Below are 26,049 nucleotides of genomic sequence, written 5' to 3' on the forward strand. Positions count from 1 at the left end.
ATCTTAAATCCCACACTGTGAAACAAATTGACTAAATACCGCAGATTCACTTTTGCCAAACAAATCAAGCTCACAAATTTCAACACCACGCCGCAGATAAACATCTAAAACGCCATTGGCATGCTTTTCATATTCACCTAATCGCTCAAGAACAATATCTCCAGCATCATCAGATCGACGCATCAAGGCAGAATCACAAGCATCACAAAAACCTTCTCGCCTTAAGTGATGAATTAATTGTGAATAAGTCTGCTGGCAACGCTTATTTTGACATATCAATCTTGCAGACAGTCGTCTACGAATTTCATCAGAAGACAAACTAAAATAAACAACCTTAAAAACAACCGATGGAAATTTTTTTGAAAATTCATTCAAAAAATCTTCCGCCTGGGATTCATTTCTAGGGTATCCATCTAAAATAAAAACACTTCCAACGGAATTTGATAGAGCATTAAAAACTATTTTTGCGACAATATCATCAGAAACAAGGCCACCACGAGAAACGGTTTGCTGTATAAAAAGACCAAGGTCACTTCCACTCGCAACTTCCGCACGAAGCATTTCCCCTGTTGAAACCATAGAAAACCCAAGAGTGCGAACTGCTTCTCGGGCCACCGTCCCCTTACCGGTTCCTGGCGGCCCAAAGAATGAATAAACTACCTTCAATTGATCAGTACTACCAGCTGCATTATCAATCATATTTTTTTCGAGCCTTCCCTACCGACAAAAAACCTTCGTATTTTTTGTCTAATAATGCCGTATCTAATTGATTAGATGTCTCTAAACCAGTACCCACAGCAATCAACAAAGAAGTTCCGGAAAACATGATTGGTGAAGATAAAAACTTCAACAATAAATCTGGAAAGACTGCAAGCGTTGCCAGATAGAATGCCCCAGGCAAACCAATACGTAACAACAGAGCCTCAAAAAACTCTGCTGTTTGTCTTCCTGGACGTAATGCCGAAACAAAACCACCAGATTTTCTAAGATTATCTGCCAGTTCATTTGGATCCATAATGATCGATGTGTAAACAAACGAAAAGAAGATTATAAAAAGCACCGTTAATAAAGTATAAATCGGTGATCCATAATCAAGCCAATCGCCAATAAAAGACAATGCTGAGAGCCATTCAAACGAAAGAAGCTTTTTTAATAAATAAACAGGCATCCCAAGTAACGCACTCGTAAAAATAACCGGAACAACGCCCGCTGGATTAATTTTAAACGGAATATGTCGACTAATGCCGCCGTATATTTTTTGCCCAATTACTCGTTTAGCATACTGAACATTAACTCTTCGTTCTCCTCGCTCAATGAAGACAATTACACATACAAGCGATAACAAAAAACCAACAATTAACGCTGCAATACCCCAATCAAGATTACCAGAAGAAATTGATGAATAAATCTTAAAAATTCCTTCAGGCAATCCTGCAACAATCCCTGCAAAAATAATCATTGATGAACCTTGGCCGATTCCTCGTTGAAGAATTTGCTCACCAAGCCACATGACAAACACAGAGCCAGCAGACAATATTATTGTGCCCAATAATTTAAATTTCCATCCAGGAAACATTACAATACCAGGTGCCATATATTCCAAAGATGTTACATAAATAAAACTTTGCACAATAGCAATTGCCACAGACAAGTTACGTGTATAACCATTAAGAATTCTTCGACCAGATTCCCCTTCTTTTGAAAGGGCCTCAAGTGAAGGTACGATCAACCCAAGAACCTGCATAAAAATAGATGCTTGAATATACGGACCCACACCAAGAGCAAAAATAGCAACCTTCTTAAGAGCGCCACCGGAAAGTAAATCAAAGTACTTAAAAAAACCAGATCCAAAGGACTCGGAATTTAAAAAACCAGCCAACATATTAGTGTCAATACCAGGAAGGGGAATGTGCACGCCTAAACGATACACGCCCAAGACCCACAACGTAAAAAAAAGTTTACGTCGCAAATCACTTTGTAAAAATACATTCTTAAAGTTGCTCAACAAGGCCAACATCTACTTACTCCCCGAGTAAAACGACCTCACCACCAGCCTTCTGAATAGCAACACGAGCTGCTTCAGAAATAGCATGGACATGTACACTTAGTTTTTTGTTTAATTCGCCATTACACAAAACTTTAACCAACGCACGACGACGCTTTACTAATCCACGTTCTCTCAATGCTGCAACGTCAACGACTTGTCCTGCCTCAAAACTATTTTCAAGAACATCCAAACTCACCAACGCGAATTCTGTTTTGAATCTATTTTTGAAACCACGCTTCGGAATACGACGCAAAAGTGGCATTTGTCCGCCTTCAAAAGAAGGTCTAATCTCTGAATGCGAACCTGTTCTAGACTTTTGTCCTTCACTTCCTCGGCCAGACACACCACCACGTTTACCGCCACGACCGACGCGTTTACGTTTTTCTACTAACTGTTTAAGATTACTGAGCTTCAACAACATTTGTCTTCTCCACTAAGTCACTCAATTTTTTTCCACGAAGCCGCGCAATGTGATGTGCAGAACGCAACTTTTGTAGTGCAATAACTGTTGCTTTTGCAACATTGTGCTTGTTTGATGCACCCAAAATTTTACCCAAAACGTCTTTCACGCCAACAGCTTGAAGCAACGATCTTACAGCACCACCTGCAATTAAACCCGTACCTTTAGAGGCAGAGCGCAACAAAACAGTGCTTGCTCCATGACGAGCAGTAACCTGAAAAGGAATAGTCGAATTGTAAAAAGGAATTTCAAACATTTCCTTTTTAGCTCGCTTAGCAGCTTTTGAAACCGCTGATGCAAATTCTCTACTTTTACTGGAAGCAAGACCTACACGACCTTTACCGTCACCAACAACAACAAGCGCTGAAAAGGTCAATCTGCGACCACCGGTCACGACCTTAGCCACACGCCGTACTTCAATAACTGTTTCAACAAACTCTGGGGCCGCAGCCTTACCAGCTTTTGCGTGAACAACATCTTGATGTTTTTCTTCTCTTTTAATTTCCACGTTTTTTGCCTTACCGTCTGTCACTTTAAAATACTAAACCGCTCTCACGCAAACCATCAGCAAGCGCCTGCACTCGTCCATGATAAAGGTTACTTCCTCTATCAAAACAAACCTTACTAACTGAAGCCTGGAGAGCCAATTTGCCCAACTCAAGACCAACTTGCTTAGCAATATCTTTATTTGCACATGAAGACTTCAACGCAACAGATGAAAACGATACGATTGTTTTTCCATCAGCATCATTAATCACCTGGGCTGAAATATGTCTATTGCTTTTAAAGACAGAAACCCGAGGATGTGATCCACGCAAAGAATTACGAACCCTAAAAGCTCGTCGAACTCGTCGCAATGCAACTTTTCTTTGAATACTCATTTTTTAAAATTTCCTACCTACTTACGTTATGCTTTAGTTTTACCAGCTTTACGAATGATTACCTCACCCTCAAGCATAATACCTGTTCCCTTATATGGTTCAGGCTTTCTGAAGGAACGAACAGTGTCACAAACTTTACCAAGCAACTCTTTATCTGTGCCCTTGAAAGTTAACAACTGACCCGTTTTATCAATTTCTACAGCAATGCTCGCAGGCAGTTCATATTCCATCTTATGGCTATATCCAAGAGAAAATGTCATTTGACGACCAGTTGCCATAGCCTTAAAACCAAGACCAACAATTTTTACTTTTTGCTCAAAGCCAGACTCTACGCCTTTAATTTTGTTCGCAAGAAGAGCTCTATGAAGACCCCACAAAGTCTTGACCTCTCGATCATTCCTATCTGCGACATTCAACAAAAGCGAATTACCGTTAATAGTAAGAGAAAATCCTTGCGGAAGCTCATGACTAACGGTAGCCTTTGCGCCTTTTACCGTAACAACATTACCTGTCACTTCTACTTTTGCCGAAGAAACAATTATCGGCTTTCTTCCTATTTTTGACATAAGAATACTCCTACCAAACGTGACAAATTACTTCGCCGCCAACGTTTTCACGCCGAGCAACGCGATCGGAAACAACTCCCCGATTTGTTGAAAGAATCGCAAGACCAAGACCGCCCAATAATGGTCGAACCTCGGAAACACGCATATAAGAACGACATCCCGGAGTACTCATTCTTTTGATTTCATGAATAGCAGATTCACCATCCACATATTGAAACCAAATAACTAAATTATCCTGAGCTGTACCTGTTACTTCTCGCTTAAAATCTTTAATAAAGCCTTCTTCTTTTAAGACACGAGCAATCTCGGCCTTTAATTTAGAATACGGCACAACTGCTGTTCGCTTGTATACCATCACGGCATTACGAAGAACAGTCAAAAAATTACCAACTACATCCACTGTGTTGTCCTCTCGTAGTTTTATAACCTACCAACTCGCCTTTTTAACACCCGGTAACATGCCTTCAAGTGCGAGCTTTCTGAAGAACAACCGACCCAATCCGAATTTTCTCAAAAACCCACGTGGTCTACCTGAAAGCAAACAACGATTACGCTTTCTTGTAGAAAACTTAGGAGTTTTTTTTGATTTTTCAATAAGTGCTTTACGTGCCATTGACTATCCCTTTAAACGACCAGCGCGACCTTCTTTGAATGGCATATTAAACGCTTTCATAAGCGCATATGCTTCACGGTCAGCTTGAGCTGTCGTACAAATCGTAATATTAAGACCTCGAGATTGATCGACTTTATCGTAATCAACTTCTGGAAAAATTAACCAATCCGTAATCCCAAGATTGAAGTTACCAGACCCATCAAAGCCTGCACTCACACCCTGAAAATCACGAACCCCTGGCAATGCAATATTGATTAGTTTATCAAGAAAATCATACATCTTATGCTTTCTCAATGTAACCTTAACACCAATTGCAACACCTTCACGCAACTTAAATCCTGCAATAGATTTATGCGCTATTGTTTTGACAGCGTTTTGCCCGGCAATCAACGTTAAAACGTCTTTGACTCCCTGCAGCATCTTACTGTCTTTCACGGCATCTTTAACACCGATATTTAAAACAATTTTTGAAATTTTAGGAATTTGCATTACATTTTTAATGCCAAGTTCCTTTTGCAGTTGACCTTTAATGGTCGACTTATACATTTCTTCAAATCTAGTTGTTTTCATTTTCAATTCATCCGCACTTACAGTTCAATCTGTGCGCGATGGCTCATTCGAACCCTCTCGCCCTGATCGTTAAGTTGAACTCGCACACGGCAAGCCTTCTTCGTTTCAGGACACAACGGCATAACTTTGCATGCCGGCATGTATGATTCTTCTTGTACAATTTTACCAACTTCTTTGTTTGACTTCGCCTTACGGTGACAAGTTTTAATTGCAACCCCACGAACCTTTACAAGATCTTTTTTTGTATCAATCTCGATAATTGGTCCTTGTTGGCCCTTATTCTTGCCTGAAATCACAACAACAACATCATTTTTCTTTAATCTTGCAATCATACTCGCCTCTACAAAACCTCTGGAGCAAGCGAAATAATCTTGCTAAAGCCACGAACTCTCAACTCACGAGCAATCGGACCAAAGATTCGCGATCCAACCGGTTGCTTATCTTTATCAACGATAACCGCAGCATTATCATCAAAACGAATATAGCTTGCATCTTCACGACGAATTTCTTTACACGTTCTAACAATAACAGCCGTTTGAACAGTACCCTTTTTGACGTTCCCACCTGGAATTGCTTTTTTTACAGCAATTTTAACAAGATCACCAACACGAGCAACATCCTTACCGGTACTTCCAACAATGTGGATAATCTTAGCTTCTTTTGCGCCAGAATTATCAGCAATAATAAGCTTAGTCTCTTTGCGTACCATACTTAATCCCCCTTAGCTTTCAAAATGCGCGAAAGGGTCATATGTTTTGTTTTTGACAACGGAGCTGTTTCCGTAATCTCAACAAAATCACCCATCTTAGCAAGACCTTGCTCATCATGAGCTTTATATTTCTTGCTGCAACGCATAATTTTACCAAGACGAGGGTGTTGAAAGGCTCTTTGAACACTGACAACAATTGTTTTTTGCATCTTGTCAGAAACAACAACGCCTTCAAGAGATCGCTTGATAACTTCTGTGTTACCTTTTTTTTGTAAACTCATTACATCTCCCACGCAATTAAATTGCTTTATTTCGTTCATTCAGAAACGTGAGAATCCGAGCAATCTGAGCTTTGATTTTTCTGAACATAGATGTATCACGCAACTGATTTGTGGATCTGTTTAGACGCAAATCCAACTGCCCCTTACGTAGCACTGCCAATTCATCATGCAGCTCTTGAGCGCTAAGCTCACGCAAACTTTTAATGTCTTTAATCATACTAACACCTAATCCGGATATTGAATAGCAGCTTCACTGCCTTTTTCTACGAATCGAACTGCCATTGGCAATTTATACGCAGCCTGCTGAAGAATAGCCTTAGCGGTTGCTTTATCAACTCCAGAAACCTCAACAAGCACCCGACCTCTACGAACAACCGAAACCCAAAATTCAGGTGATCCTTTACCACCACCCATACGAGTTTCAGCAGCTTTTTTAGAAACTGGCTTGTCTGGAAAAATTCTAAAAAAGAACTCCCCAACTTTTTTTAATTTTCGACTAATCGTGATTCGAATTGCCTCGATTTGACGAGCTGTAACCCATGCAGGCTCCAGCGCCACCAAACCAAATTCTCCGAAGGCTACTTCTCGAGCACCCTTCGACCAACCGCCCATATTTCCACGGTGAACTTTTCGAAATTTTGTTTTTTTGGGCATCAACATTGACGAATACCCCCTTCAGAACTACAATTCACCCTTGCAAATCCACACCTTAACACCAATAATACCTGAGGTTGTTTTAGCCTCAGCAAGAGCATAATCGATATCTGCTCTTAATGTGTGAAGGGGGATCGAACCTAACCTAAGCCACTCGTCACGTGCAATTTCTGCACCGCCAAGCTTACCAGCGCAACGAATCTTAATTCCCTTTGCTCCAGCTCTCATAGCAGCAAAACCAGCTTTCTTCATCAAGCGCTTATAACTAACTCGACGCTCAATTTGATCGGCAATGCTTTTTGCTACCAACATAGCATTAGTTTCAGGCTCTTTAACCTCTTGAACAGAAACATTCACAACTCTACCAAATCTCTTGTGAAGACTTTCCTTGAGCTGCTCAATTCCCAATCCTTTTTTTCCAATTAACTGTCCTGGACGAGAAGAATGCAAAACAACTCTAGCGTCCTGACCAGCTTTTTCAATTTCAACTCGAGCAATATCGACACTATTTAAATTATCATCTAAATACTTACGAATCTGTAAATCTTCCCAAAGCTCTTTCCAATACGAACGCTTTGCGAACCATCGAGCATTCCAGTCTTTGTAAATACCAAGTCTAAATCCTAAAGGATGAACCTTTTGACCCACCGTAACACCTCTTATTAATCAACAGACTGGGATTCAGACGCTTTGCGATGCAAAACATCCTTAACTCCCAAAATAACTTCTATGCGACTTGAACGCTTACGTTGAGGACATCCGCGTCCACGCGCTCCAGGTTTAACATAGCGAAAAAAACCATCTTCGTTAACACAAATTCTATGCAAAAAAACATCGCGAGAAGATTCTTGTGCGATGGTCCCTTTATGCTTAGCATTCGCATACGCGGAAATGATTACCTTGATCAACGGAACAGATCGATTACACCCAACCGTATTCAACCACGCAAGAGCTTGTTCTACAGATTTTCCCCTAATAACATCTGCATACAATCTCAACTTGTAAGGCGACATTCTTACGCCATTACTACGTGCAGCAGATACAACTGCAACATTTTGACTCATTTGATCTTACCCTTATTTCTTAGCAGCAGCTGCTTGACGCTGACCACTGTGCATTCTGAATGTACGAGTCAAAACAAACTCACCCAAACGATGCCCGACCATATTTTCAGTAACAAAAACTGAAACAAATTTTCGTCCATCGTGCACTGCAAATGTTTGTCCAACAAAATCTGGAATAATAACACTTGCCCGACTCCATGTCTTCAAGGGCAATCGTGAATTTGTATCACGAGCCACTTGAACTTTTTTCAGGAGACTTTCTGCAACGAAAGGACCTTTTTTTATAGACCTTGCCATTCTACGTCCTCATAAAACCTTAATAGTATCCAAAACCACAACTTACGGACGTCTTCTTCGAATAAGAAACGAACTCTTACGAGTACGCGTTCTAGCACCCTTACACGACTTACCCCATGGGGTCGTTGGATGCTGTCCGGATTTTGATCGTCCCTCACCACCACCATGCGGGTGATCAACAGGGTTCATCGCCATTCCTCGAACAGACGGCTTAAAGCCAAGATGTCTCATTCTACCGGCCTTACCAATTACCATGTTTCTAAATTCGGCATTTGATAAAGTACCAATAGTAGCCCAACATCGTTCATCAACATAACGCAATTCACCTGATGGCATCTTTAAGACAGCTCTACCATCTTCTTTTGCTACCAACTGAACAGCCGTTCCTGCACTTCGAGCAAACTTACCGCCCTGACCAGGAAAGGATTCTACGTTATGAACAAAGAAACCTGTTGGAATAGAGCTCAACGGAAGACTATTTCCAACATTAGCATCGGCATTTTGACTTGCGATAATCGAACCGCCAACAGTCAAACCCTCTGGCCTAATTTGATAGGTTTTCGCACCATTAGCATATGAGATAAGCGCAATAGGAAGATTACGGTTTGGGTCATATTCAATCGCTACAACTTTACCTGGAATGTTTTTGTACATTCTATCAAAATCAACAATACGATATTGACGTTTAACGCCACCACCACGCCAACGAACAGTGATTCTTCCATAAGAATTACGTCCACCAGAATGAGGAAGCTTTGCTAAAAGCTTCTTTTCTGGAGCTTTTTTTGTTAAATCTGCAACCTTTACAAACGTTTGAGTACGCAAGGAAGCATTTCTTGGTTTTCTTGCAATAATAGCCATTATCTACCCCTCACGCTCAACAACATCTTGTGAATCAAAAGCTGCCGCTGATTGCATTGCCTCACCAGGCAAATTAATTGAATGTCCTTCGCGAAGAGTAACAATTGCACGCTTCACGCCAGGTTTTACATATCTACGACGAGCAAAAACACCTGATGAATCTGGCATATTAATTATGTTAACTTTATCAACCTTAACATCCCAGATTTTTTCTATAGCTTGCTTAACTTCAACTTTATTAACACAACGCTCAACTTCAAAAGTCAATTTGCGAAGCTTTTGAAAGTTTTTCCACGTTTTTGGAGTCATTACTAATTTTCTAATAACTCCGTAAGAATTTAACTCCATCGTTCCACCATTTTCTTAAACAATTCAACATCTTTCTTCATGAAAACCAACCGAGAAGCGTAAGAAAATGCAAACGCATTAGCTGCATCAAACGACGTTATCGAAACATTATGAATGTTTCCAAAAGACGCTCTTAGTGCAAAATCATGCAATGATGCGAGCACCACTACTTTTTCATTCTGCATTTGAGCCGCCTTTAATGCCTGCGCAGCCATCTTTGTGGAAGGCTTATCTTGATCAAAATCAAAATCAAAACAAACAGCACGACCAGACAAAATGACTTCATTCATTAAATCTTGCAATACAAGTCTTTTTTGCTCTTTTCCAATAAACAATTTACGAGTACGTGGTTGAGGCCCAAAAATAACCCCACCCTTTCTCCACAAAGGAGACCGAATGGAAGAAACACGCGCACGACCAGTTCCCTTTTGTCTCCATGGCTTTTTGTTAGAAAATGCAAGTTCTCCACGAGTCTTACAAGCAACAGTTCCCTGTCTCCAATTCTGTCTTAAAACACGAATTGCCTGACTAAAAAGAGCCAAACTTGGAACACTGTTACTCACAGAAGAGAAAATACTTAAACCCTCGAGCACTGCACCGTTTTTATCAAATACTTGAATCATACTCACAGCACTACCCTCGCTTTGAAACCGTTACCAAAAAACCACTTTTTCCAGGAACAGCACCACAAACAAAGATAACTCCAAGCTCAACATCAACCTTCACAACTTTTAAGTTGCGAACGGTCACATGTTCAGCACCAAGGTGACCAGGAAGTCTTTTTCCCTTATCAACCTCACCATGAGTTCTTCTATGTCCAACAGCACCGGGAATTCTGTGAAAACAAGAACCGTGAGACGCTGGTCCACCAGCAAATCCATGGCGCTTGATACCACCCGCAAATCCTCTTCCGATACTTGTTCCCTGAACATCAACAAGATCTCCAACGGAAATCGCAATATCAGCCAAACTTACAGCTCGACCAACTTGATAATCTTGTTCATTCAAGGAAGCAATAGAAACTTCTCTAACAAATAAAAAGAATTTTTTCTTATTCTTTAACCACTCTGGAGAAAACTCCAACGAACGATACCGCTCACGAGGTAAGCCAACTTGAACAGCACTATAGCCGTCAGAAGAACCTTTTTTTACCTGTGTCACAAACCACGAACCCGTGGAAATAGCGGTCACTGGAACAACGCGCCTGTTTTCATCAAACAGTTGCGTCATTCCAACTTTTGTACCTAATACAGCTTTTAGCATGACCTGGGACTACCCTTATCGAATTTCAACATCTACACCAGCAGAGAGGTTGAGCTTCATCAAAGCGTCCATCGTTTGCTCTGCAGGAGAAACGATATCAACGACACGCTTATGAGTTACTAACTCGAACTGCTCTCGCGACTTTTTATCAATATGCGGCGAACGCAACACCGTGAAAACCTGTCGCTTCTTTGGAAGAGGAACGGGGCCTAAAACCTTAGAACCCGTTCGTTTCACTGTCATAACGATCTGCTTTACAGCACCATCAAGTAATTGATGGTCGTATGACTTGAGGGTGAGCCGAATTTTTTGTTTTTTCATATAGCTCTACAACCTCAGCAGTTATGAAATAATTTTACCAACAACACCAGCACCGATTGTTCTTCCACCCTCACGAATAGCGAACTTCAATTCTGCTTCCATGGCAACTGAACTTACAAGTTCAACTGTTACAATAAGGTTATCCCCAGGCATGACCATTTCACGGCCAGCAGGCAAGGTAATAATCCCTGTAACGTCAGTTGTTCTGAAATAAAACTGAGGACGGTATCCTGAGAAGAATGGACTGTGACGACCACCTTCTTCTTTGGAAAGAACAAAAATTTGTGCTTCAAACTTTTTATGAGCCTTGATCGAACCAGGCGCAGCAAGAACTTGTCCACGCTCAACTTCATCTTTTTTGATACCACGAAGAAGCGCACCAATGTTATCACCAGGAATAGATTCATTCATTTCCTTGTTAAACATCTCAATCCCGGTAACTGTTGTTTTTTTAGTATCAACAAAACCAACGATTTCAACTTCAGCACCAAGCTTAAGAATACCGGACTCCACACGGCCAGTAACAACTGTTCCACGACCAGGAATAGAGAAAACGTCTTCAACCGGCATCAAGAAAGGCTTTTCTGTTGGACGAGCTGGAATTGGAATGTAAGTATCAAGCGCTTCAACAAGTCTTTCGATTGCCTTAACACCAATATCACTTTGCTCACCAGCGAGAGCCTTGGTTGCAGATCCACGAATAAATGGAATCTTGTCACCAGGGAAGCCCCACTTGCTCAACAATTCACGAACTTCTTCTTCAACAAGGTCAACCATTTCAGCATCATCAACCATGTCTACTTTGTTCAAGAACACAACCATCGCCGGAACACCAACCTGCTTTGCAAGCAAGATATGTTCACGAGTTTGAGGCATCGGTCCATCTGCAGCGGAAACAACCAAAATCGCTCCGTCCATCTGAGCCGCACCGGTGATCATGTTTTTAACATAGTCAGCGTGACCAGGACAGTCAACGTGCGCATAGTGGCGATTTGCTGATTCATACTCAACGTGCGAAGCAGCGATCGTAATACCACGTTCACGTTCTTCTGGCGCATTATCGATACTGTCAAATGCTCTTTTTTCAGCCAAACCCTTAGATGCCAACACTGTCGTGATAGCAGCTGTCAACGAAGTTTTACCATGATCAACGTGACCAATTGTTCCCACGTTAAGATGGGGTTTCGTTCTATTAAATACTCCCTTTGCCATCATCACCCTTTCAATAAATGAAATTTATACCAATTTTTAAGATTTTTTACTTGCTATTGCGTCTTGAACAGCTTGTGGAACCTCTCTGTATTCACAGAATTCCATGCTTGCACTTGCACGCCCTTGCGTCATAGAACGCAATGATGTTGTATATCCAAACATTTCTGCCAAAGGAACTTCAGCAAGAACAACTTGAACACCAAAACGCTCATCGGCACCCATAACTCGACCACGACGAGACGAAAGATCTCCCATCACATCACCCATAAAATTCTCTGGGGTTGTAACTTCAACCTTCATCACAGGTTCCAAAATTACAGGACTTGCCTTATTCATGCCGTCTTTCAACGCCATGGATGCAGCAATTTTGAAGGCCAACTCAGAAGAGTCAACATCATGATAAGAACCATCATACACTATTGCTTTAAGGTCGTCGACTGGATATCCACCAATAACCCCAGCGCCAATAGCTTCCTTCAAACCCTTTTCAATTGCAGGGATATATTCTTTTGGAATTGTTCCACCAACAACTTTACTTTCAAAAACAAACCCTGAACCTCGCTCAAGGGGCTCAAGCTCAAGCATGACGTGACCATATTGACCACGGCCACCAGATTGACGAATAAACTTTCCTTCAGCCTTAACAGCCTTACGAATCGTTTCTTTGTACGCAACCTGAGGCTTTCCTTGAACAACCTCAACCTTATGATCTCGGCGAAGAATATCAACCTTAATCTCAAGGTGAAGTTCACCCATACCTGCAATAATTGTTTGATTTGTTTCTGGATCAAAACTGAATTTAAACGAAGGATCTTCTTGTGCAAGCTTTTTAAGCGCAAGCGTCATTTTTTCATAATCAGCTTTTGTTTTTGGCTCAACAGCCGCAGTCACAACAGCTAACGGAACAACGATCGACTCGAGCAACACTGGATTTTTTTCATCACACAGCGTATCACCAGTTGTAACATCCTTTAAGCCAACAACACCGACGATGTCCCCTGCATAGGCAACTTTAATTTCTTCTCGCTTATTTGCATGCAATCGCAACAATCGACTAACACGCTCACGCTTACCAGTTGTAGAATTGAACACATACGAACCCGACTCAAGCGAACCAGAATAAATTCGTGTAAAAGTCAAAGAACCAATAAACGGATCGATTGTGATTTTAAATGCTAATGCAGCAAATGAACCGTCAACATCTGATGGGCGATCTGTTTCTGCACCTGTATCAGGAACCGTTCCCTTAATCGCTGGACGATCAAGAGGCGATGGCAAATAATCAACAACCGCATCAAGAAGAAGCTGAACACCCTTGTTTTTAAAGGCTGTTCCACAAAAGACCGGAGTCACTTTTTGCTGAAGAACACCAACTCGAAGAGCTTTTTTAACAGCATCAACTGAAACTTCTTCCCCAGCCAAATAAGCCGCAGCAAGATCATCATCAAAATCGCATGCGCGCTCAACAATCGCATCATACGCCTTGTTTACTTGATCAACATACTCTTCTGTTAACGGACGCCACTCAACAATAGAACCATTATCAACGGCAGGAAAATAAGCCATACGACGAGTTAAAACGTCAATTACACCTTCAAAGTTTTCTGATTCACCCAAAGGAATTTGCATCGCCAAAGCATTTGCTCGCAACTTTAAGTTCATGTCGGCAACAACAGAAAAATAGTTTCCACCAACTCGATCAAGTTTATTTACAAATGCAATTCGAGGAACGCCGTAGTGAGTTGCTTGATGCCAAACGGTTTCAGACTGAGGCTGAACACGACCAACACCACAAAAAACAGCTACCGCTCCGTCCAAAACCCTTAAAGAACGACCAACTTCAATCGTAAAGTCAACGTGTCCAGGAGTATCAATGATGTTAATCGTATGATCGCCCCATGAACAGGTTGTTGCAGCAGATTGAATGGTAATTCCACGCTCACGCTCTTGCTCCATGAAATCCATGGTAGCCGCACCTTCGTGAACTTCACCAATCTTATGAGAAACCCCAGTATAAAAAAGGACACGCTCAGTAACAGTAGTTTTACCTGCGTCAATGTGCGCCATAATCCCTATATTGCGGTATTTTTTTAAATCAGAATTCTTCATACCCACCCCTACCAAGCGTAATGTGAGTAAGCGCGATTAGCTTCCGCCATTCTATGAACGTCCGCCTTCTTTTTCGCAGCTCCACCACGATTTTCAAGCGCTTCAAGGAATTCAGCACCAAGTCTCAAGCCCATCGTTTTGTCTGAGCGCTTTGCTGCAGACTCGATAAGCCATCGAAACGCCAATGCACGAGAACGTGATGGTCGAACTTCATCAGGAACCTGATAAACGCTACCACCAACACGACGAGACTTAACTTCAACCGTTGGGCTTACGTTAATCAAAACTTTTTCAAACATTTCATGAGCTGCTTCTTCGCTTCCTGCCTTTTTAACAAGAACATCCATAGCATCATAAACGATTTTGCGAGCAACATCTTTTTTGCCGCGTTCCATAACAACATTAATCAATTTTGCAATTGTTGCAGAATTAAATCTAAGGTCAGGGGTAATTTCTCTTACAAAATCAACGGATCTACGTCTTGGCATTATTTAGCTCCTGCTTTAGGTCTCTTTGTTCCATACAATGAACGACCTTGCTTTCTATTCTTTACTCCGGCTGTATCAAGCGTACCACGCACAATATGATACTTTACCCCTGGCAAATCGGGAACCCGACCACCACGAACAAGCACCACCGAGTGCTCCTGCAAGCTATGGCCTTCACCACCAATATACGCCGTAATTTCTCTACCTGTGGTCAATTTCACACGGGCAACCTTACGTAACGCAGAGTTTGGTTTTTTAGGAGTAACGGTATACACACGGGTACACACGCCACGACGCTGCGGACACTCACTAAGCGCTGGAGACTTAGTTTTTTTAATTACATCTTCTCGCTCTTTGCGAGACAACTGACTTATTGTTGGCATACAATCACACACCTAACGAAATATACAAAACACCCCTCAAGCACAAAGAAATCTTCACATTAAATCACTTTCAGCATACTATGCACACAGAGGAAGCAATATGGTATATTCTCTTTACCCTAGGAAAACACTTTAATTCTAACTCGATCATTATTTTTTTCAAGCAACGCAATAATCAAAAAAGCTTAATCTCATTAGAGAAAAGCAAAACATAAGCTCAAAAAAAAGGACTTTTTATCATGTTTGAATTCACACTTTTTTATAAATTACTCAATACCGTTCAGCCCCTTCTAACCTCACTTATTTCATTTTTTTCGATTATCACAGTACACGAATTTGGCCACTTTATTTTTTGCAAATTATTCGGAGTAAAAACACCTACTTTTTCTATCGGAGCAGGACCAATTTTATTTAAAAAAAAATGGTGGGATACTGACTTTTGCTTCTCTCTTCTTCCAATTGGCGGCTTTGTTGAAATTGGAGGTCTTGAAGAACCTGGACAAGGATCACAACTCCTTGCCAATGACACCAGCCCAGAATCGTTTACCTCAAAGCCATACTGGCAAAAAATGCTCATTCTCTCCGGTGGAATCATTTTTAATATTATTTTCGCCCTTATCATCTACACAGGATTATTCACGTCTGGAATGCCCAAAAATAAAATTTTGGACCTTACCGTTAACTCTGTAGTAGAAAATGGGGCTTCTGATCGCGCAGGACTTCAACCAGGAGACATTATTGTCGGCATCAACAATAAACTTTTTTCTGAAATAGAAACCGGCTTTTCACCTGCAGATCTTGGAAACAAAATAAACTCAGCAACCGAAGAACCAATAACATTTCTTGTTACCAGAAAATCAGAAAAAATAACCATTTCCATACATCCATCTCGAGAGAACCCAGAAAATTCAACATCTCCGCTTTCTATTCAAGCTGTTCTATCATCTAACATGGCCTACGCTGAAATGCCAAAAACAACAATAAAGCAAGCTTTTTTGCTTGCCGTATCTACTATTTACACACAAATAAGTGATTCATTTGCTACATTCAAAAGACTTTTTGAACAAAGGACAATTAAAGGAATTGGCGGACCTGTAATGATCATTTCACAACTCTTTAAAACAGCTCGCACAAATATCAAATTGACGCTCCTTTTTACTGGTATCATCAATATCAGCCTTGCTACAATTAATGTTCTTCCCCTCGGAGCCCTTGACGGGGGCCAAATCGCATTTACAACAATCGAAGCTATCACCAGAAGAAAGTTAAGCAACACTTTTAAAATTGGTGTCAATATTGTTTCGCTTGTATTCTTTGGACTATTGCTGGCTTATCTAACATTTAAAGATGTTTTAGCTCTCTTCAATTAAAAAGCTACCCAATAAAAAGAGGCCCATGTAAAACATGGGCCTCTTTTTTAATTTGATATGTACAAATATTATTTTGTACCAACTTGTGCAATATGAGGGTGCTCACCACCAACATAAACACGAAGCTTTGAAAGAACTTGGTCGCTCAATTTATTTTTTGGCAACATTCCCTTCACAGCCTTATAAACAAGATCAGTTGGTCTTTTTGCAAGTACTTGACGAGCTGTCTCAACCTTCAAGCCGCTCTTATAGCCGGAGTAACGAGAATATGTCTTACCTTCCCATTTATTTCCAGTAAGATCAACAGCTTCACAGTCAGTTACAACAACATAATCACCACTATCGGTATGCGCTGTAAATTCTGGTTTCCCTTTGCCTCTCAACAAATCAGCAATCTCTGTTGCCAATCTCCCTAAGACCTTGCCCTTAGCACTCAAAACATGCCAACGTGGGGCACGATCTTCTTTGTGCAAAAAAAATGCTTTATTCATATCCATGCAATTATTCCTTAAAACATACAGTGCGCCGCGACTTTTACAGCGCAATAAAATTCTACTTCAGATATATACTAAAAAATATTCCTAAAAAGTCGGCATTTAATAATGGTAATCAAAACAATTTATTCGGTCAAATTAAAACCCTGCACTTTTTCAGCCAAAAGGGCTTCGATATCATCTGCTTCTTTTGGCAAATCCTCACTGAGACAAATAAGTCCATCATCAGCAAGCACATAATCATCTTCAATTCGAATCCCTAACCGTTCTTCTGGAAAATACAATCCTGGCTCTAATGTAAAAGCATCTCCCGAACAAAGAGGCACGGAATAATCTCCAACGTCATGAACATCCAAACCCAAATAATGCCCTATTGAATGAGTAAAATATTTTTCAACGCCAGCATCTTTAAACATTTTAACAGCCAAATGATGAAGCGAAAGATCCGGAAAATCCGCATTTCTTAAAAACATTCCAGGCTTTACTAACAGCTCCAAAGTCTTTTGAACCCTTAAAACAAGCTCATAGATTTCTTTTTGTCGTGGAGTAAACATTCCAGAAACAGGATATGTACGAGTAACATCTGCACAATACATGCGATACTCAGCGCCACAGTCAATCACGACCAAGTCACCATCCATTAATTGAGAACCACCCTGAGTATAATGCAACCTTGTTGAGTTTAGTCCCGAGCCAACAATCGTTGGAAATGCTGGCCGCTCAGCCCCAGACAATGCAAAAACGGACTCAACACCAGCCCGCAACTCATACTCAAAGGCTCCTGATTTTATAGCTTTTGCAACGAATTTATGAGCAGCAATAGTAACTTGCGCAGCATCATACATTAACGCAATTTCAGAAACAGACTTTTCTCTTCGTAGCTCATGCAACAACGGAGAAACATCTCGAACTTCTTTATATGAAATTCCAAATGTATCAACAACCATACTCAAGAGCTCTGACTGTGTTTTATAATGCCCTCCAGAAACATCATGCAACACGAATAAAGATCCTCCTGTATTAAGCCAAAGCGCAAGATCTTCCCCTAAAATTTTATAATTTTCAGCCTTAAAAACACCTGAAATGCTATATCCTTTAATAGCATCCCCAAGATATTTTACCTCAGGAAAACCAAGTTCTTCCGGATTAAAACGAACACCAGTCCAAGACTCTCGATCTATCGAATACGCAGGCCGATATAAAACCTGGCGCCCATCAGAATATATTACCACCGCAATCGCAGGCTCATGAATTCCTGTTAAATAAAAAAAGGAACTTTCAGATCTAAATCGCTCTTTATGATTTTCGTAATCATTTACCAACACCAAGGCCCACGGAGCTAATGGATCTTGCAGGGTCTTTTTTATGACCTGCAACAATCGCTCTCTATTACCGCGTGACCACTCTACTAATGACTTCATAAAGCTCTCCAATACGCATAATCTGCATATTACCAATAGCAGAACGTGTATCAAAATTCGTTTAATTTATCTATATCTTAGGATTAATAAGGTCGACGACCGACATACGCCTGATGAATGGTAACCTTATCCATAAATTCAATTGAAGCACCTGTCGGTAAGCCACTTGCAAATTTTGACATAAAAATTTTTCCGGGCCCAACCAAAGATGCAATATATCCCGCAGTCGCTTCTCCCTCAGGGGTTGGATTTGTTGCAAAAATTAGTTCCTTAACTTCACCATCTAAACGCTTAAGTAGATGATCAATCGTCAAACTTGAAGGACCTATTCCGTCAAGCGGACACAAAGCCCCACCCAACACATGATAAACCCCACGAAAAATCCCAATGCGCTCAATAGCTATCAAGTCATACCATTGCTCAACAACACACACGATTGATCTATCTCGAGAGCCATCCAAACAAATTTGACACGTATCTTTATTTTCGGTCCAATTTGAACAGACCAGACAGCGTCCAATATTTTTTCGCGCATCCAAAATAGCTGCACATAATTCCTCCGCCACAGACTCCTTGCTCGTCAAAACATACGATGCCAATTTATACGCATGTTTTGACGCCAAATAAGGAATTTTCTGCAACTGAGTAATTAGCTTTTTAAACGATGGCAGGGGATGATTCATCTCTCATTACAATCGCTAAATAACTACAGGAAATAAATATTTTACCAAAAGCTCATCAACAATCATCAGCAAAGAATTTGTTGCAAGATAAATCAATACGCCTGCTGAAAAATTTATACCAACAAAAAAGAAAACTACCGGCAACACAATCTTCATAATAACCATTCCTGCGCCAAATAACTTCATCGATCGCTGATGATATACAAAGCCGGCAACAAGCAATAATGGTAAAATATAAAGCGGATCTGGCGCACCTAAATTTTTAATCCACAACACAAATGGTGCGTGGTACAGCGCAAGAGAATTATTCATAATAGCTGAAAACGTGCTAAAGATTAAAAAGAAGATCAAGTTTGAAACCAAACCCCAAGCCCCTCCATTTCTTGCAACACCATGAGCATCATAAAATTTGGAAATCTCAGCCTCTCGCGAAACAAAATCATCTTTAAATTTTTGCTTAATTGCCTGCAATTCCAAAGAATAACGTGCTTCAAGCATCGAAGCCTTCAATGCTTCTCGCTTGGAAAAAATAAACAGTGGTAAGAAAAGAAGTTTAACCATTACCGTTAAGACAATAATAACTAATCCATAATTTCCCACGTACTCATACAAAAGCTCCATTAACCACAAAAAGAATTTTGCCAGCCAAGAGAAAAATCCAAGAGACAAAAATGATGTCAACTTTGAATCAACTTTCTCCATCTCCGCAACTGATTTTGGACCCACATACAAGCTTAACTTTACATCAGCTTTTTCTGTTACTTTTGCACACTCCAAAATGGCAACCAATCCAGATCCTGTCACATCTTTTTTCTTAAGTTCACCAAGCCCAGCAACTCTTTTAAAGAACGCACGATTTACAAATCCAGGGCTATATTCAATCAACGCATGAATAAAATACTTATCTTCAACAGCAACAATCCGCGGAGCATCCCAATACGCCAACAACTCATTTTTCCCAGACACATTTTTTTCAAGTCGTTGATCATCACCTCTTATTACAGCCCCTTCAACCTTATCCTTTTCAAGCTCTGCCAAAAGCGGCCCTGAAACAAAGACCCTTGGAGATAATGGCTGCACCTCGTTTTTTAAAGGCTCAAAAAGAATCGATAGATCAATTGAGTAAGAAGTATTACTTAAATGAAATTTTTTAAAAATTCGCCATTCTTTGTTGCTTGTTTCTGTTGAAAAAACAAGCTCAACACCTGAAATCAAGTCATTCTGCGAAACAAGTTTATAGTTAAGAGGAGTTTTTTCCTCAAGCGCCAACAAAAACAACCCTTGATCTTTTTCGAACTGGCCGTGCTCATAGACTGTTTTTAACGGCTGCCCATCTTTACCCAAATGTTTTTTATATACCTGATCAACGAGAATTGCACCTTCAAGCGAAAAAACATACTCGCATAGTGGCGTTTCAACCCATACTTGATTTTCTTCATCTGTGCGCTTGAACGGCTCGCATACAACATCTCTATTTAAAAAAGGAGCGATAACATCTTTTGCGGTATTTGATGGAAAAAACCACTGAAAACCCAGCATAAAAAGAAGTGACAACAGCACTGGCCAAGAGAAGACTGACTCCAAAAAGATACTTATTTTACTTTGACTCATATTTTTCCTAATTATTTTATCAAACAAATATTTTTAAAACGTTATTAACCTTACCATAATATTTTTTTTTAACCACTCAAAAGACCTCAAAAAGAGCTTATAGTTTTAAAAAAATGCCTTACACTTATTTATTTAAAAGCTCTTTAACTCTTTTTTTATGAACGGATTTCTTTTTATACATAAACCTGTTGGAATTACATCTTTTGACTGCATTAGAAGATTAAAAAAACTTCTGCCCAGAAAAACTAAAATTGGACACGCAGGCACCCTTGATCCTTTTGCTGAAGGACTCATGATTATTGGGATTGGAAAAGGAACAAAACAACTCAACGACCTACTCGGGTCAAATAAAAGTTATCGAGCCGTTGCAAAAATTGGCGAAAGAACAGACACATTAGACCACACTGGAACAATTATGGAGTCATTTGAAAATCCAACTCCATTTGATTTTTATAGTGCAGCACTCAATCTCATGCCCTCATACGAACAAACTCCCCCTATTTTTTCTAGCGTAAAAATTAACGGAGAGCGCCTTTACAAACTCGCAAGAAAAGCCAGTGAACCCACTTCAGAAGATCCCGCTCTTTTTGCACTAGCAGAAAATCGCAAGAAAACATGCACCATCTACTCACTTAAAGTCACACACTCATCATGGCCTTTTATAACATTTGAAACAACAACATCCAAAGGAACTTACATTCGGTCTCTTGCCAATGATATCGCAAAAACTCAAAACTCTTGCGCCACCCTCTATGAACTTACGCGAACTCAGATTGGAAAAATACCATTAAGCGAGGCCATTTCTCTCGATAAAATTACAGATAGTGCAATCCTGGATGCACAATTGTTAAAAAACACGCTTTTTTTTAACACTCTCACTTTTCCCGAAAAAACCATTTAGAAACCTTCATAATAAGAAAAAAGAGTCGTGTTTGCTGTAAAACAGTCAGTAGCTCGGATATAGTATCCAGGGGGACATGACTTTATGTATTTCTATTTATAAGGGGTATCTTATGAAAAAAATGTTTGCATTGCTTTTTGCTGTTTCAGCAGTTTCATTCGTTTCTGCTAACGAAGAAGTTGCTCAACCAGAAGTTGTAGCCGAAGTTGCACAACAAGAAGCTCCAGCGGAACTTGTTCCTGCGGCTGAAGTTGTTCCTGCAGCTGAAGTTGTTCCTGCAGAACAAGCAACAGAAGCAGCTGAGTAATTTCACAAAAATACAAAAGGGCGGGAGTCAGACTCCCGCCCTTTTGTATTTTTAACAGCTCAATTATTTATTTTTAGCAGCAGACTTAACCTGCTTCACCCAAGTTCTCACAAATTTTTGAGAAATTCGCTTTAATAAACCTAAATCTTTAAGAACATCAACCATTGGCTCAATAGATGATTTATTTCGTTGATCAATTGATAAAATTCTCTCTCTTGAAAGACCAAGACCTGCGGCATTAAACACTGATGGATCCACAGCAACAGACCCAACAAGCTTTTCAATAAAAATAAGCTTTAATCCAAACGGATCTCTTGCAGCAAACCATAACTGGCCCAAATGATTTTTATTAAGATCTGTTATGACAGGAACGCCCTTTTTCTTACATCGCTGAAAATACTTAGAAACGCCCTTATTCATTTCTACAAAAAGACCTGCGCTTCGGCCTGAACAGCGCTTGACCATTCCAAACTCTGCAAGTTCTTCGATCGCAGGCGCACGTAAATTAACAATTACGTTGCCCTTTTTTACATCCGCCGAAGAAATAAAAAGCTCTCCATCACGTTGAATCACAACATCATGAAGAGCAAATCCTAATCGTTCAGTATAAAACTTGATAGCTTTTTCTACCGATTCGACAACAACTAACGTTTTGCCAACTTTGAACATTTGTTTTCCCCTCCCAAACAACCTGTTCGCATAGACAGCCAAAACTCAGATGCATCTCAATCGAATACTACCCCTTTTTCACTGAAGCAAGGCATCGCGCAAGACGACCTACTCGACGAGCAGCAGCATTCTTTTTGACAACACCCTTTTTACAAGCAAGCCCAATTTTAGACTGTGCTTGTTGTAAAAGTTCAGCTGCTTTTGCTGCATCTGCACCATCAACAGCAGCAAAAAACTTCTTCATAACAGTCTTTACTGATGTTTGGTAAGCTGCATTTCTCTTAGCACTTACCCTACTTCTTTTAGCATCTTTTTTGGAAGACTTTAAATTGGCCATTCTCAAACGCCCTCAATAATTCCAATCAACTCGATTGAATAAACTAAACAACTTTTTTAACAAGGCCGGCTTTAATACATTTTGTACAAACCGCACCACGATGCACACACGCAGAACTTGGATACGAAAATCGAATCACATGAACATTTGGGAAAACCCAACGCTTAGTCCTGTTGTTAGCATTACTGACGCTACACGCAACTTGCGGACGCTTGTCGCACACCGCACATACTCTGGACATCTTTGCTACCCTTCTTAATTAATCAATCATTACATAAAGCAAATATTTAATGATTCTACACAAGAATCACAAACTCGACAATGCGCAAACTACGATTTTTTATAACTCAACACTATCATTTTTACGAATCAAGCACTTGCTGCTCAAAACTAGGCTCCGCAGATAAAACCTTCTGTTCTTTTTTTACAAAAGATAAATCTTCACGCGGAGTCAACCCCAAAAGCTCATAAACCTGCCCTGCATTCAACGTTTCGGCTTTGAATAACTCATCAGCAAGCTTATCCAGTAAATGGATGTTTGCTTTTATAAGCTCCTCCGCCTCGGCATAAGCTTTTCTTAAAATCTCTTCAACAGCAAGGTCCAACTTTTCTTTTGTTGCTGGAGCCAAACCATCAAACCCCACAGAGAGAGACATGGGCCCAGTTGACGCCATACCCCAATAAATAGCCATGCTTCGTGCAATTTGGGTTGCATTTTGCAAATCACTGCTTACGCCGGCTGTCGTTGTTCCCATTTTAATTAATTCAGCAATCATACCACCAAAAGACACTTTGATTCTTGCTATTGACTGTTTTTTCGTCTGTTGCAATTCATCATCTGGAGAAAGTAATGACCATGAAATACCAAGCGTATTTCCCCTTGGAAGAATTGTTACCTTATGAAAAATAAACGCATCCTCAAGTAAAACACTCAAAAGAGCATGACCAGCCTCATGAATTGCCGTTTCTTTTCTTATTTTTTCGGATTGAACTAAATTTTTACGAGCAGCACCAACCCTTAATCGATCACGAGCCTCCTCAAAATCATCCATTTCAACTAGTTTTCTATTAAATCGCGTTGCCCGCAAAGCAGCTTCATTAATCAAGCTCGCCAATTCAGCTCCACTCATTCCAGGAGTACCCCTACCAATCTTTTCAAAATCAACGTCATCGGCCAAGGGAACTTTTCGAGAATGAATTTCTAAAAGTTTTATTCTAGCTTTTATATCTGGATAGGAAACAACAACATTTCTATCAAAACGACCAGGGCGAACCAGCGCTTTATCTAAAATATCAGGTCTATTTGTCGCTGCAAGAACAATGACAGCACCAGGCTCTGTTGCAAACCCATCAAGCTCTGCCAGCAACTGGTTAAGAGTTTGATCTCGCTCATCCTGTCCCCCGCCGCCCAGTCCATTACTTCGCTGCTTACCAATTGCATCAATCTCATCAATAAACAATATACATGGTGCGCTTTTTCGCGCCTGAATAAACAAATCGCGAACTCGAGCAGCACCAACCCCAACATACATTTCGATAAAATCCGACCCACTCATTGCAAAAAAACCACAATGAGCCTCTCCAGCAACAGCCTTTGCAAGGAGAGTTTTCCCATTACCTGGTTCTCCACACAACAAAACGCCACGAGGAATTTTAGCACCAAGCGCTTTATACTTTTCCGGATTCTTCAAAAAATAAATAATATCTTCTAAGTCTTCTTTTGCTTCTTCAAGCCCTGCAACGTCTTTAAATTTGGTTTTCACTTCTCCTGGCTCAAAAAACTGCGCTTTTGACTTACCCACTGAAAACATTTTAGAAGAGCCACCCATAGAGCCATTCATAAGTCGTGTATAAATGAAAAAGATTAAAAGCAACATAAAAATAATTGAAATAAGTGTTGACCAGATTGAACCATCGCCTGAATCTTGAGTCGCAACTTTAACATTAACTCCCTGCTTTATCATCTCATCCATCAATGATTCTGTTGGAACAATCGTTGCCTTATAACTAGAACCATCAACACATTTACCACTAACGGATTGCCCATTAATTTCTGCAGTCTTAAAGGAACCCTTTTCAAGGTTGATGCGAAATTCTGAATAACTTAAATTACGAACAACCGAAGAAGATGGTTCTTCTTCATAAAAAATAGCCCCAAAAAACAATACAACGCATGCTATAAAAATATAAACAGCGTAAGACTTTGGACTCATATTGCGCTTAAATTTCATATCTCAAATCTAACCAAACGGCATAAGCAAAAAGCTGCCTACACACTCAAAAAACAATTTAAACTGATACGAAGACAGACTAATATAATGTAAAAAACTTATCCAGTATTTCTAAGCAGAAAAACCAAACCGATTACTGCTCAGAGATATCACCAAGCTGTAAATCAAGTTCAATCTTTATCCTATTCGGAAACTCTTGAAACCAAACAACAATTCCTTGCTTTTGAAAGTAAGCCAACAACTGCTCAAACTCAAAAACATACGACGGGCTTACAAAAAATTCCATAACATCGCTTGTACCCTCAAGCGTTCGCTCCAGAACATATCCCTCTGCACTACGCAAAACTGCCGTCAAAAACCAAATTTTATTTCTTACCAGTCTTGCTCGATAATAAACACTCATCATCTCAAAAATCTCACCTCTATCTCAAAAAAACCATGGGGGCTTTTAACCCCCATAGATTTTTTAATAATATCAGCTGAAATAATCTTATCAATCACCCACTAAATACTTAATGGTGGCTTCTGGCCAAGCGAAGCCGAGCCCATATTTAAACCAGCAGGAGGCGTTGACGAACTAGATGGAGCCGTCATCGTGGAGTCTGGCAATGATGTAGTTGCTCCGGGTAATGGCAGTGATGTTGATGAACTCACATTTAAACCCGTAGAAGATGTTGGCAAACTAGCAGGTGCCGTCATCGTGGAGTCTGGCAGTGATGTAGTTGCTCCTGGTAATGGCAGTGATGTTGATGAACCCAAACTTAAACCAGCAGAAGATGTTGGCAAACTAACAGGCGCAGTCATCGTGGAGTCTGGCAGTGATGTAGTTGCTCCGGGTAATGGCAGTGATGTTGATGAACCCAAACTTGAACCAGCAGAAGATGTTGGCAAACTAGCA

The 26,049-nt window shown here is 40.3% G+C and carries 39 protein-coding genes; 4 read left to right on the plus strand and 35 right to left on the minus strand.

Annotated elements, in window-relative coordinates:
• Positions 1-3: 3 nt before the first annotated feature.
• From FJ366_00410 to FJ366_00535, 26 genes are read right to left on the minus strand one after another with little or no spacing between them, the layout of a single operon-like run.
• The gene (locus FJ366_00410) at positions 4-699 is read right to left on the minus strand and encodes an adenylate kinase (GenBank protein MBM3894051.1); all 696 of its coding nucleotides are present in this window, start codon (positions 697-699) and stop codon (positions 4-6) included.
• The gene (gene secY, locus FJ366_00415) at positions 692-2,017 is read right to left on the minus strand and encodes a preprotein translocase subunit SecY (GenBank protein MBM3894052.1); all 1,326 of its coding nucleotides are present in this window, start codon (positions 2,015-2,017) and stop codon (positions 692-694) included. The genes FJ366_00410 and secY overlap by 8 nt, the downstream gene beginning before the upstream one ends.
• Positions 2,018-2,021: 4 nt before the next feature.
• A complete protein-coding gene (locus tag FJ366_00420; GenBank protein MBM3894053.1) occupies positions 2,022-2,468 on the minus strand; it encodes a 50S ribosomal protein L15 in 447 nt (148 codons plus the stop codon).
• Entirely contained in the window at positions 2,449-3,009 is a 561-nt protein-coding gene (locus FJ366_00425) for a 30S ribosomal protein S5 (GenBank protein ID MBM3894054.1), read from the minus strand. The genes FJ366_00420 and FJ366_00425 overlap by 20 nt, the downstream gene beginning before the upstream one ends.
• A gap of 31 nt (positions 3,010-3,040) precedes the next feature.
• On the minus strand, positions 3,041-3,388 hold the full coding sequence (locus tag FJ366_00430; protein MBM3894055.1) for a 50S ribosomal protein L18: 348 nt from the start codon (positions 3,386-3,388) through the stop codon (positions 3,041-3,043).
• Between the two features lie 26 nt (positions 3,389-3,414).
• On the minus strand, positions 3,415-3,954 hold the full coding sequence (gene rplF / locus FJ366_00435; GenBank protein MBM3894056.1) for a 50S ribosomal protein L6: 540 nt from the start codon (positions 3,952-3,954) through the stop codon (positions 3,415-3,417).
• A gap of 10 nt (positions 3,955-3,964) precedes the next feature.
• On the minus strand, positions 3,965-4,378 hold the full coding sequence (rpsH, locus tag FJ366_00440; GenBank protein MBM3894057.1) for a 30S ribosomal protein S8: 414 nt from the start codon (positions 4,376-4,378) through the stop codon (positions 3,965-3,967).
• A gap of 3 nt (positions 4,379-4,381) precedes the next feature.
• Complete coding sequence (locus tag FJ366_00445; GenBank protein ID MBM3894058.1) at positions 4,382-4,567, minus strand: type Z 30S ribosomal protein S14; 186 nt, start codon at positions 4,565-4,567, stop codon at positions 4,382-4,384.
• 3 nt (positions 4,568-4,570) lie between these two features.
• Positions 4,571-5,113: a 50S ribosomal protein L5 gene (gene rplE / locus FJ366_00450; protein ID MBM3894059.1), complete on the minus strand. Its 543-nt coding sequence runs from the start codon at positions 5,111-5,113 to the stop codon at positions 4,571-4,573.
• A gap of 41 nt (positions 5,114-5,154) precedes the next feature.
• Entirely contained in the window at positions 5,155-5,469 is a 315-nt protein-coding gene (gene rplX, locus FJ366_00455) for a 50S ribosomal protein L24 (protein MBM3894060.1), read from the minus strand.
• Positions 5,470-5,477: 8 nt separating this feature from the next.
• Positions 5,478-5,846, minus strand: coding sequence for a 50S ribosomal protein L14 (rplN, locus tag FJ366_00460; GenBank protein ID MBM3894061.1), 369 nt, complete (start codon positions 5,844-5,846; stop codon positions 5,478-5,480).
• Between the two features lie 2 nt (positions 5,847-5,848).
• A complete protein-coding gene (rpsQ, locus tag FJ366_00465) occupies positions 5,849-6,127 on the minus strand; it encodes a 30S ribosomal protein S17 (protein MBM3894062.1) in 279 nt (92 codons plus the stop codon).
• 16 nt (positions 6,128-6,143) lie between these two features.
• The gene (rpmC, locus tag FJ366_00470) at positions 6,144-6,344 is read right to left on the minus strand and encodes a 50S ribosomal protein L29 (GenBank protein ID MBM3894063.1); all 201 of its coding nucleotides are present in this window, start codon (positions 6,342-6,344) and stop codon (positions 6,144-6,146) included.
• An 8-nt stretch (positions 6,345-6,352) separates the two neighbouring features.
• Positions 6,353-6,787, minus strand: a complete 435-nt coding sequence (gene rplP, locus FJ366_00475) for a 50S ribosomal protein L16 (GenBank protein MBM3894064.1) — start codon at positions 6,785-6,787, stop codon at positions 6,353-6,355.
• Between the two features lie 21 nt (positions 6,788-6,808).
• Complete coding sequence (gene rpsC, locus FJ366_00480) at positions 6,809-7,429, minus strand: 30S ribosomal protein S3 (GenBank protein ID MBM3894065.1); 621 nt, start codon at positions 7,427-7,429, stop codon at positions 6,809-6,811.
• A 14-nt stretch (positions 7,430-7,443) separates the two neighbouring features.
• Positions 7,444-7,845: a mitochondrial large ribosomal subunit protein uL22m gene (locus tag FJ366_00485; protein ID MBM3894066.1), complete on the minus strand. Its 402-nt coding sequence runs from the start codon at positions 7,843-7,845 to the stop codon at positions 7,444-7,446.
• 12 nt (positions 7,846-7,857) lie between these two features.
• On the minus strand, positions 7,858-8,142 hold the full coding sequence (gene rpsS, locus FJ366_00490) for a 30S ribosomal protein S19 (GenBank protein ID MBM3894067.1): 285 nt from the start codon (positions 8,140-8,142) through the stop codon (positions 7,858-7,860).
• Between the two features lie 42 nt (positions 8,143-8,184).
• A complete protein-coding gene (gene rplB / locus FJ366_00495) occupies positions 8,185-9,003 on the minus strand; it encodes a 50S ribosomal protein L2 (GenBank protein ID MBM3894068.1) in 819 nt (272 codons plus the stop codon).
• Between the two features lie 3 nt (positions 9,004-9,006).
• Positions 9,007-9,351, minus strand: a complete 345-nt coding sequence (locus tag FJ366_00500; GenBank protein MBM3894069.1) for a 50S ribosomal protein L23 — start codon at positions 9,349-9,351, stop codon at positions 9,007-9,009.
• The gene (gene rplD, locus FJ366_00505) at positions 9,342-9,974 is read right to left on the minus strand and encodes a 50S ribosomal protein L4 (protein MBM3894070.1); all 633 of its coding nucleotides are present in this window, start codon (positions 9,972-9,974) and stop codon (positions 9,342-9,344) included. Before rplD ends, FJ366_00500 begins: the two co-directional genes overlap by 10 nt.
• Positions 9,975-9,984: 10 nt before the next feature.
• A complete protein-coding gene (gene rplC / locus FJ366_00510) occupies positions 9,985-10,614 on the minus strand; it encodes a 50S ribosomal protein L3 (GenBank protein MBM3894071.1) in 630 nt (209 codons plus the stop codon).
• A gap of 15 nt (positions 10,615-10,629) precedes the next feature.
• Positions 10,630-10,935: a 30S ribosomal protein S10 gene (gene rpsJ, locus FJ366_00515; protein MBM3894072.1), complete on the minus strand. Its 306-nt coding sequence runs from the start codon at positions 10,933-10,935 to the stop codon at positions 10,630-10,632.
• A gap of 21 nt (positions 10,936-10,956) precedes the next feature.
• The gene (gene tuf / locus FJ366_00520) at positions 10,957-12,147 is read right to left on the minus strand and encodes an elongation factor Tu (protein ID MBM3894073.1); all 1,191 of its coding nucleotides are present in this window, start codon (positions 12,145-12,147) and stop codon (positions 10,957-10,959) included.
• Positions 12,148-12,183: 36 nt separating this feature from the next.
• Entirely contained in the window at positions 12,184-14,256 is a 2,073-nt protein-coding gene (fusA, locus tag FJ366_00525; GenBank protein ID MBM3894074.1) for an elongation factor G, read from the minus strand.
• 8 nt (positions 14,257-14,264) lie between these two features.
• Positions 14,265-14,744: a 30S ribosomal protein S7 gene (gene rpsG / locus FJ366_00530; protein MBM3894075.1), complete on the minus strand. Its 480-nt coding sequence runs from the start codon at positions 14,742-14,744 to the stop codon at positions 14,265-14,267.
• On the minus strand, positions 14,744-15,127 hold the full coding sequence (locus FJ366_00535) for a 30S ribosomal protein S12 (protein ID MBM3894076.1): 384 nt from the start codon (positions 15,125-15,127) through the stop codon (positions 14,744-14,746). The genes rpsG and FJ366_00535 overlap by 1 nt, the downstream gene beginning before the upstream one ends.
• Before the next feature lie 239 nt (positions 15,128-15,366).
• Here FJ366_00535 and FJ366_00540 point away from each other — a divergent pair, with 239 nt between their 5' ends.
• Complete coding sequence (locus tag FJ366_00540; GenBank protein ID MBM3894077.1) at positions 15,367-16,497, plus strand: site-2 protease family protein; 1,131 nt, start codon at positions 15,367-15,369, stop codon at positions 16,495-16,497.
• Between the two features lie 68 nt (positions 16,498-16,565).
• Here the strand turns inward: FJ366_00540 and rplM are convergent, their stop codons facing one another.
• The 4 genes from rplM to yidC form a co-directional block, all read right to left on the minus strand.
• Positions 16,566-16,988 (minus strand): 50S ribosomal protein L13, encoded by a 423-nt coding sequence (gene rplM / locus FJ366_00545; GenBank protein MBM3894078.1) that lies wholly within the window; start codon positions 16,986-16,988, stop codon positions 16,566-16,568.
• 128 nt (positions 16,989-17,116) lie between these two features.
• Positions 17,117-18,412, minus strand: a complete 1,296-nt coding sequence (locus FJ366_00550; GenBank protein MBM3894079.1) for a M24 family metallopeptidase — start codon at positions 18,410-18,412, stop codon at positions 17,117-17,119.
• A gap of 83 nt (positions 18,413-18,495) precedes the next feature.
• The gene (gene recR / locus FJ366_00555; protein MBM3894080.1) at positions 18,496-19,095 is read right to left on the minus strand and encodes a recombination protein RecR; all 600 of its coding nucleotides are present in this window, start codon (positions 19,093-19,095) and stop codon (positions 18,496-18,498) included.
• Positions 19,096-19,110: 15 nt separating this feature from the next.
• On the minus strand, positions 19,111-20,706 hold the full coding sequence (gene yidC / locus FJ366_00560) for a membrane protein insertase YidC (protein MBM3894081.1): 1,596 nt from the start codon (positions 20,704-20,706) through the stop codon (positions 19,111-19,113).
• Between the two features lie 157 nt (positions 20,707-20,863).
• Here yidC and truB point away from each other — a divergent pair, with 157 nt between their 5' ends.
• The gene (gene truB / locus FJ366_00565; protein ID MBM3894082.1) at positions 20,864-21,607 is read left to right on the plus strand and encodes a tRNA pseudouridine(55) synthase TruB; all 744 of its coding nucleotides are present in this window, start codon (positions 20,864-20,866) and stop codon (positions 21,605-21,607) included.
• Between the two features lie 112 nt (positions 21,608-21,719).
• On the plus strand, positions 21,720-21,914 hold the full coding sequence (locus FJ366_00570) for a hypothetical protein (GenBank protein ID MBM3894083.1): 195 nt from the start codon (positions 21,720-21,722) through the stop codon (positions 21,912-21,914).
• Between the two features lie 63 nt (positions 21,915-21,977).
• Here FJ366_00570 and FJ366_00575 read toward each other — a convergent pair whose 3' ends face one another.
• From FJ366_00575 to FJ366_00595, 5 genes are all read right to left on the minus strand, one after another.
• Complete coding sequence (locus FJ366_00575; protein MBM3894084.1) at positions 21,978-22,583, minus strand: VOC family protein; 606 nt, start codon at positions 22,581-22,583, stop codon at positions 21,978-21,980.
• A gap of 67 nt (positions 22,584-22,650) precedes the next feature.
• Entirely contained in the window at positions 22,651-22,920 is a 270-nt protein-coding gene (rpsT, locus tag FJ366_00580; GenBank protein MBM3894085.1) for a 30S ribosomal protein S20, read from the minus strand.
• 43 nt (positions 22,921-22,963) lie between these two features.
• Complete coding sequence (rpmB, locus tag FJ366_00585) at positions 22,964-23,161, minus strand: 50S ribosomal protein L28 (protein ID MBM3894086.1); 198 nt, start codon at positions 23,159-23,161, stop codon at positions 22,964-22,966.
• Positions 23,162-23,282: 121 nt separating this feature from the next.
• On the minus strand, positions 23,283-25,151 hold the full coding sequence (gene hflB / locus FJ366_00590; GenBank protein ID MBM3894087.1) for an ATP-dependent zinc metalloprotease FtsH: 1,869 nt from the start codon (positions 25,149-25,151) through the stop codon (positions 23,283-23,285).
• Between the two features lie 133 nt (positions 25,152-25,284).
• Complete coding sequence (locus tag FJ366_00595) at positions 25,285-25,557, minus strand: hypothetical protein (GenBank protein ID MBM3894088.1); 273 nt, start codon at positions 25,555-25,557, stop codon at positions 25,285-25,287.
• Positions 25,558-25,746: 189 nt separating this feature from the next.
• Between FJ366_00595 and FJ366_00600 the strand changes: the two genes are divergently transcribed.
• A partial coding sequence (locus FJ366_00600) for a hypothetical protein (protein ID MBM3894089.1) occupies positions 25,747-26,049 on the plus strand: 303 nt, incomplete at its 3' end.

This window comes from Candidatus Dependentiae bacterium (assembly GCA_016871815.1).
In the GTDB taxonomy this organism is placed as follows: Bacteria; Babelota; Babeliae; order Babelales.

What these genes read in the sequence shown, in the direction of transcription:
- FJ366_00410 (MBM3894051.1), bottom strand. Translation starts at nt 699, where the DNA reads ATGATTGATAATGCAGCTGGTAGTACTGATCAATTGAAGGTAGTTTAT.
- secY (MBM3894052.1), bottom strand. Translation starts at nt 2,017, where the DNA reads ATGTTGGCCTTGTTGAGCAACTTTAAGAATGTATTTTTACAAAGTGAT.
- FJ366_00420 (MBM3894053.1), bottom strand. Translation starts at nt 2,468, where the DNA reads ATGTTGTTGAAGCTCAGTAATCTTAAACAGTTAGTAGAAAAACGTAAA.
- FJ366_00430 (MBM3894055.1), bottom strand. Translation starts at nt 3,388, where the DNA reads ATGAGTATTCAAAGAAAAGTTGCATTGCGACGAGTTCGACGAGCTTTT.
- rplF (MBM3894056.1), bottom strand. Translation starts at nt 3,954, where the DNA reads ATGTCAAAAATAGGAAGAAAGCCGATAATTGTTTCTTCGGCAAAAGTA.
- FJ366_00445 (MBM3894058.1), bottom strand. Translation starts at nt 4,567, where the DNA reads ATGGCACGTAAAGCACTTATTGAAAAATCAAAAAAAACTCCTAAGTTT.
- rplE (MBM3894059.1), bottom strand. Translation starts at nt 5,113, where the DNA reads ATGTATAAGTCGACCATTAAAGGTCAACTGCAAAAGGAACTTGGCATT.
- rplX (MBM3894060.1), bottom strand. Translation starts at nt 5,469, where the DNA reads ATGATTGCAAGATTAAAGAAAAATGATGTTGTTGTTGTGATTTCAGGC.
- rplN (MBM3894061.1), bottom strand. Translation starts at nt 5,846, where the DNA reads ATGGTACGCAAAGAGACTAAGCTTATTATTGCTGATAATTCTGGCGCA.
- rpsQ (MBM3894062.1), bottom strand. Translation starts at nt 6,127, where the DNA reads ATGAGTTTACAAAAAAAAGGTAACACAGAAGTTATCAAGCGATCTCTT.
- rpmC (MBM3894063.1), bottom strand. Translation starts at nt 6,344, where the DNA reads ATGATTAAAGACATTAAAAGTTTGCGTGAGCTTAGCGCTCAAGAGCTG.
- rplP (MBM3894064.1), bottom strand. Translation starts at nt 6,787, where the DNA reads ATGTTGATGCCCAAAAAAACAAAATTTCGAAAAGTTCACCGTGGAAAT.
- FJ366_00485 (MBM3894066.1), bottom strand. Translation starts at nt 7,845, where the DNA reads ATGAGTCAAAATGTTGCAGTTGTATCTGCTGCACGTAGTAATGGCGTA.
- rpsS (MBM3894067.1), bottom strand. Translation starts at nt 8,142, where the DNA reads ATGGCAAGGTCTATAAAAAAAGGTCCTTTCGTTGCAGAAAGTCTCCTG.
- rplB (MBM3894068.1), bottom strand. Translation starts at nt 9,003, where the DNA reads ATGGCTATTATTGCAAGAAAACCAAGAAATGCTTCCTTGCGTACTCAA.
- FJ366_00500 (MBM3894069.1), bottom strand. Translation starts at nt 9,351, where the DNA reads ATGGAGTTAAATTCTTACGGAGTTATTAGAAAATTAGTAATGACTCCA.
- rplD (MBM3894070.1), bottom strand. Translation starts at nt 9,974, where the DNA reads ATGATTCAAGTATTTGATAAAAACGGTGCAGTGCTCGAGGGTTTAAGT.
- rplC (MBM3894071.1), bottom strand. Translation starts at nt 10,614, where the DNA reads ATGCTAAAAGCTGTATTAGGTACAAAAGTTGGAATGACGCAACTGTTT.
- rpsJ (MBM3894072.1), bottom strand. Translation starts at nt 10,935, where the DNA reads ATGAAAAAACAAAAAATTCGGCTCACCCTCAAGTCATACGACCATCAA.
- tuf (MBM3894073.1), bottom strand. Translation starts at nt 12,147, where the DNA reads ATGGCAAAGGGAGTATTTAATAGAACGAAACCCCATCTTAACGTGGGA.
- fusA (MBM3894074.1), bottom strand. Translation starts at nt 14,256, where the DNA reads ATGAAGAATTCTGATTTAAAAAAATACCGCAATATAGGGATTATGGCG.
- rpsG (MBM3894075.1), bottom strand. Translation starts at nt 14,744, where the DNA reads ATGCCAAGACGTAGATCCGTTGATTTTGTAAGAGAAATTACCCCTGAC.
- FJ366_00535 (MBM3894076.1), bottom strand. Translation starts at nt 15,127, where the DNA reads ATGCCAACAATAAGTCAGTTGTCTCGCAAAGAGCGAGAAGATGTAATT.
- FJ366_00540 (MBM3894077.1), top strand. Translation starts at nt 15,367, where the DNA reads ATGTTTGAATTCACACTTTTTTATAAATTACTCAATACCGTTCAGCCC.
- rplM (MBM3894078.1), bottom strand. Translation starts at nt 16,988, where the DNA reads ATGAATAAAGCATTTTTTTTGCACAAAGAAGATCGTGCCCCACGTTGG.
- FJ366_00550 (MBM3894079.1), bottom strand. Translation starts at nt 18,412, where the DNA reads ATGAAGTCATTAGTAGAGTGGTCACGCGGTAATAGAGAGCGATTGTTG.
- recR (MBM3894080.1), bottom strand. Translation starts at nt 19,095, where the DNA reads ATGAATCATCCCCTGCCATCGTTTAAAAAGCTAATTACTCAGTTGCAG.
- yidC (MBM3894081.1), bottom strand. Translation starts at nt 20,706, where the DNA reads ATGAGTCAAAGTAAAATAAGTATCTTTTTGGAGTCAGTCTTCTCTTGG.
- truB (MBM3894082.1), top strand. Translation starts at nt 20,864, where the DNA reads ATGAACGGATTTCTTTTTATACATAAACCTGTTGGAATTACATCTTTT.
- FJ366_00570 (MBM3894083.1), top strand. Translation starts at nt 21,720, where the DNA reads ATGAAAAAAATGTTTGCATTGCTTTTTGCTGTTTCAGCAGTTTCATTC.
- FJ366_00575 (MBM3894084.1), bottom strand. Translation starts at nt 22,583, where the DNA reads ATGTTCAAAGTTGGCAAAACGTTAGTTGTTGTCGAATCGGTAGAAAAA.
- rpsT (MBM3894085.1), bottom strand. Translation starts at nt 22,920, where the DNA reads ATGGCCAATTTAAAGTCTTCCAAAAAAGATGCTAAAAGAAGTAGGGTA.
- rpmB (MBM3894086.1), bottom strand. Translation starts at nt 23,161, where the DNA reads ATGTCCAGAGTATGTGCGGTGTGCGACAAGCGTCCGCAAGTTGCGTGT.
- hflB (MBM3894087.1), bottom strand. Translation starts at nt 25,151, where the DNA reads ATGAAATTTAAGCGCAATATGAGTCCAAAGTCTTACGCTGTTTATATT.
- FJ366_00595 (MBM3894088.1), bottom strand. Translation starts at nt 25,557, where the DNA reads ATGATGAGTGTTTATTATCGAGCAAGACTGGTAAGAAATAAAATTTGG.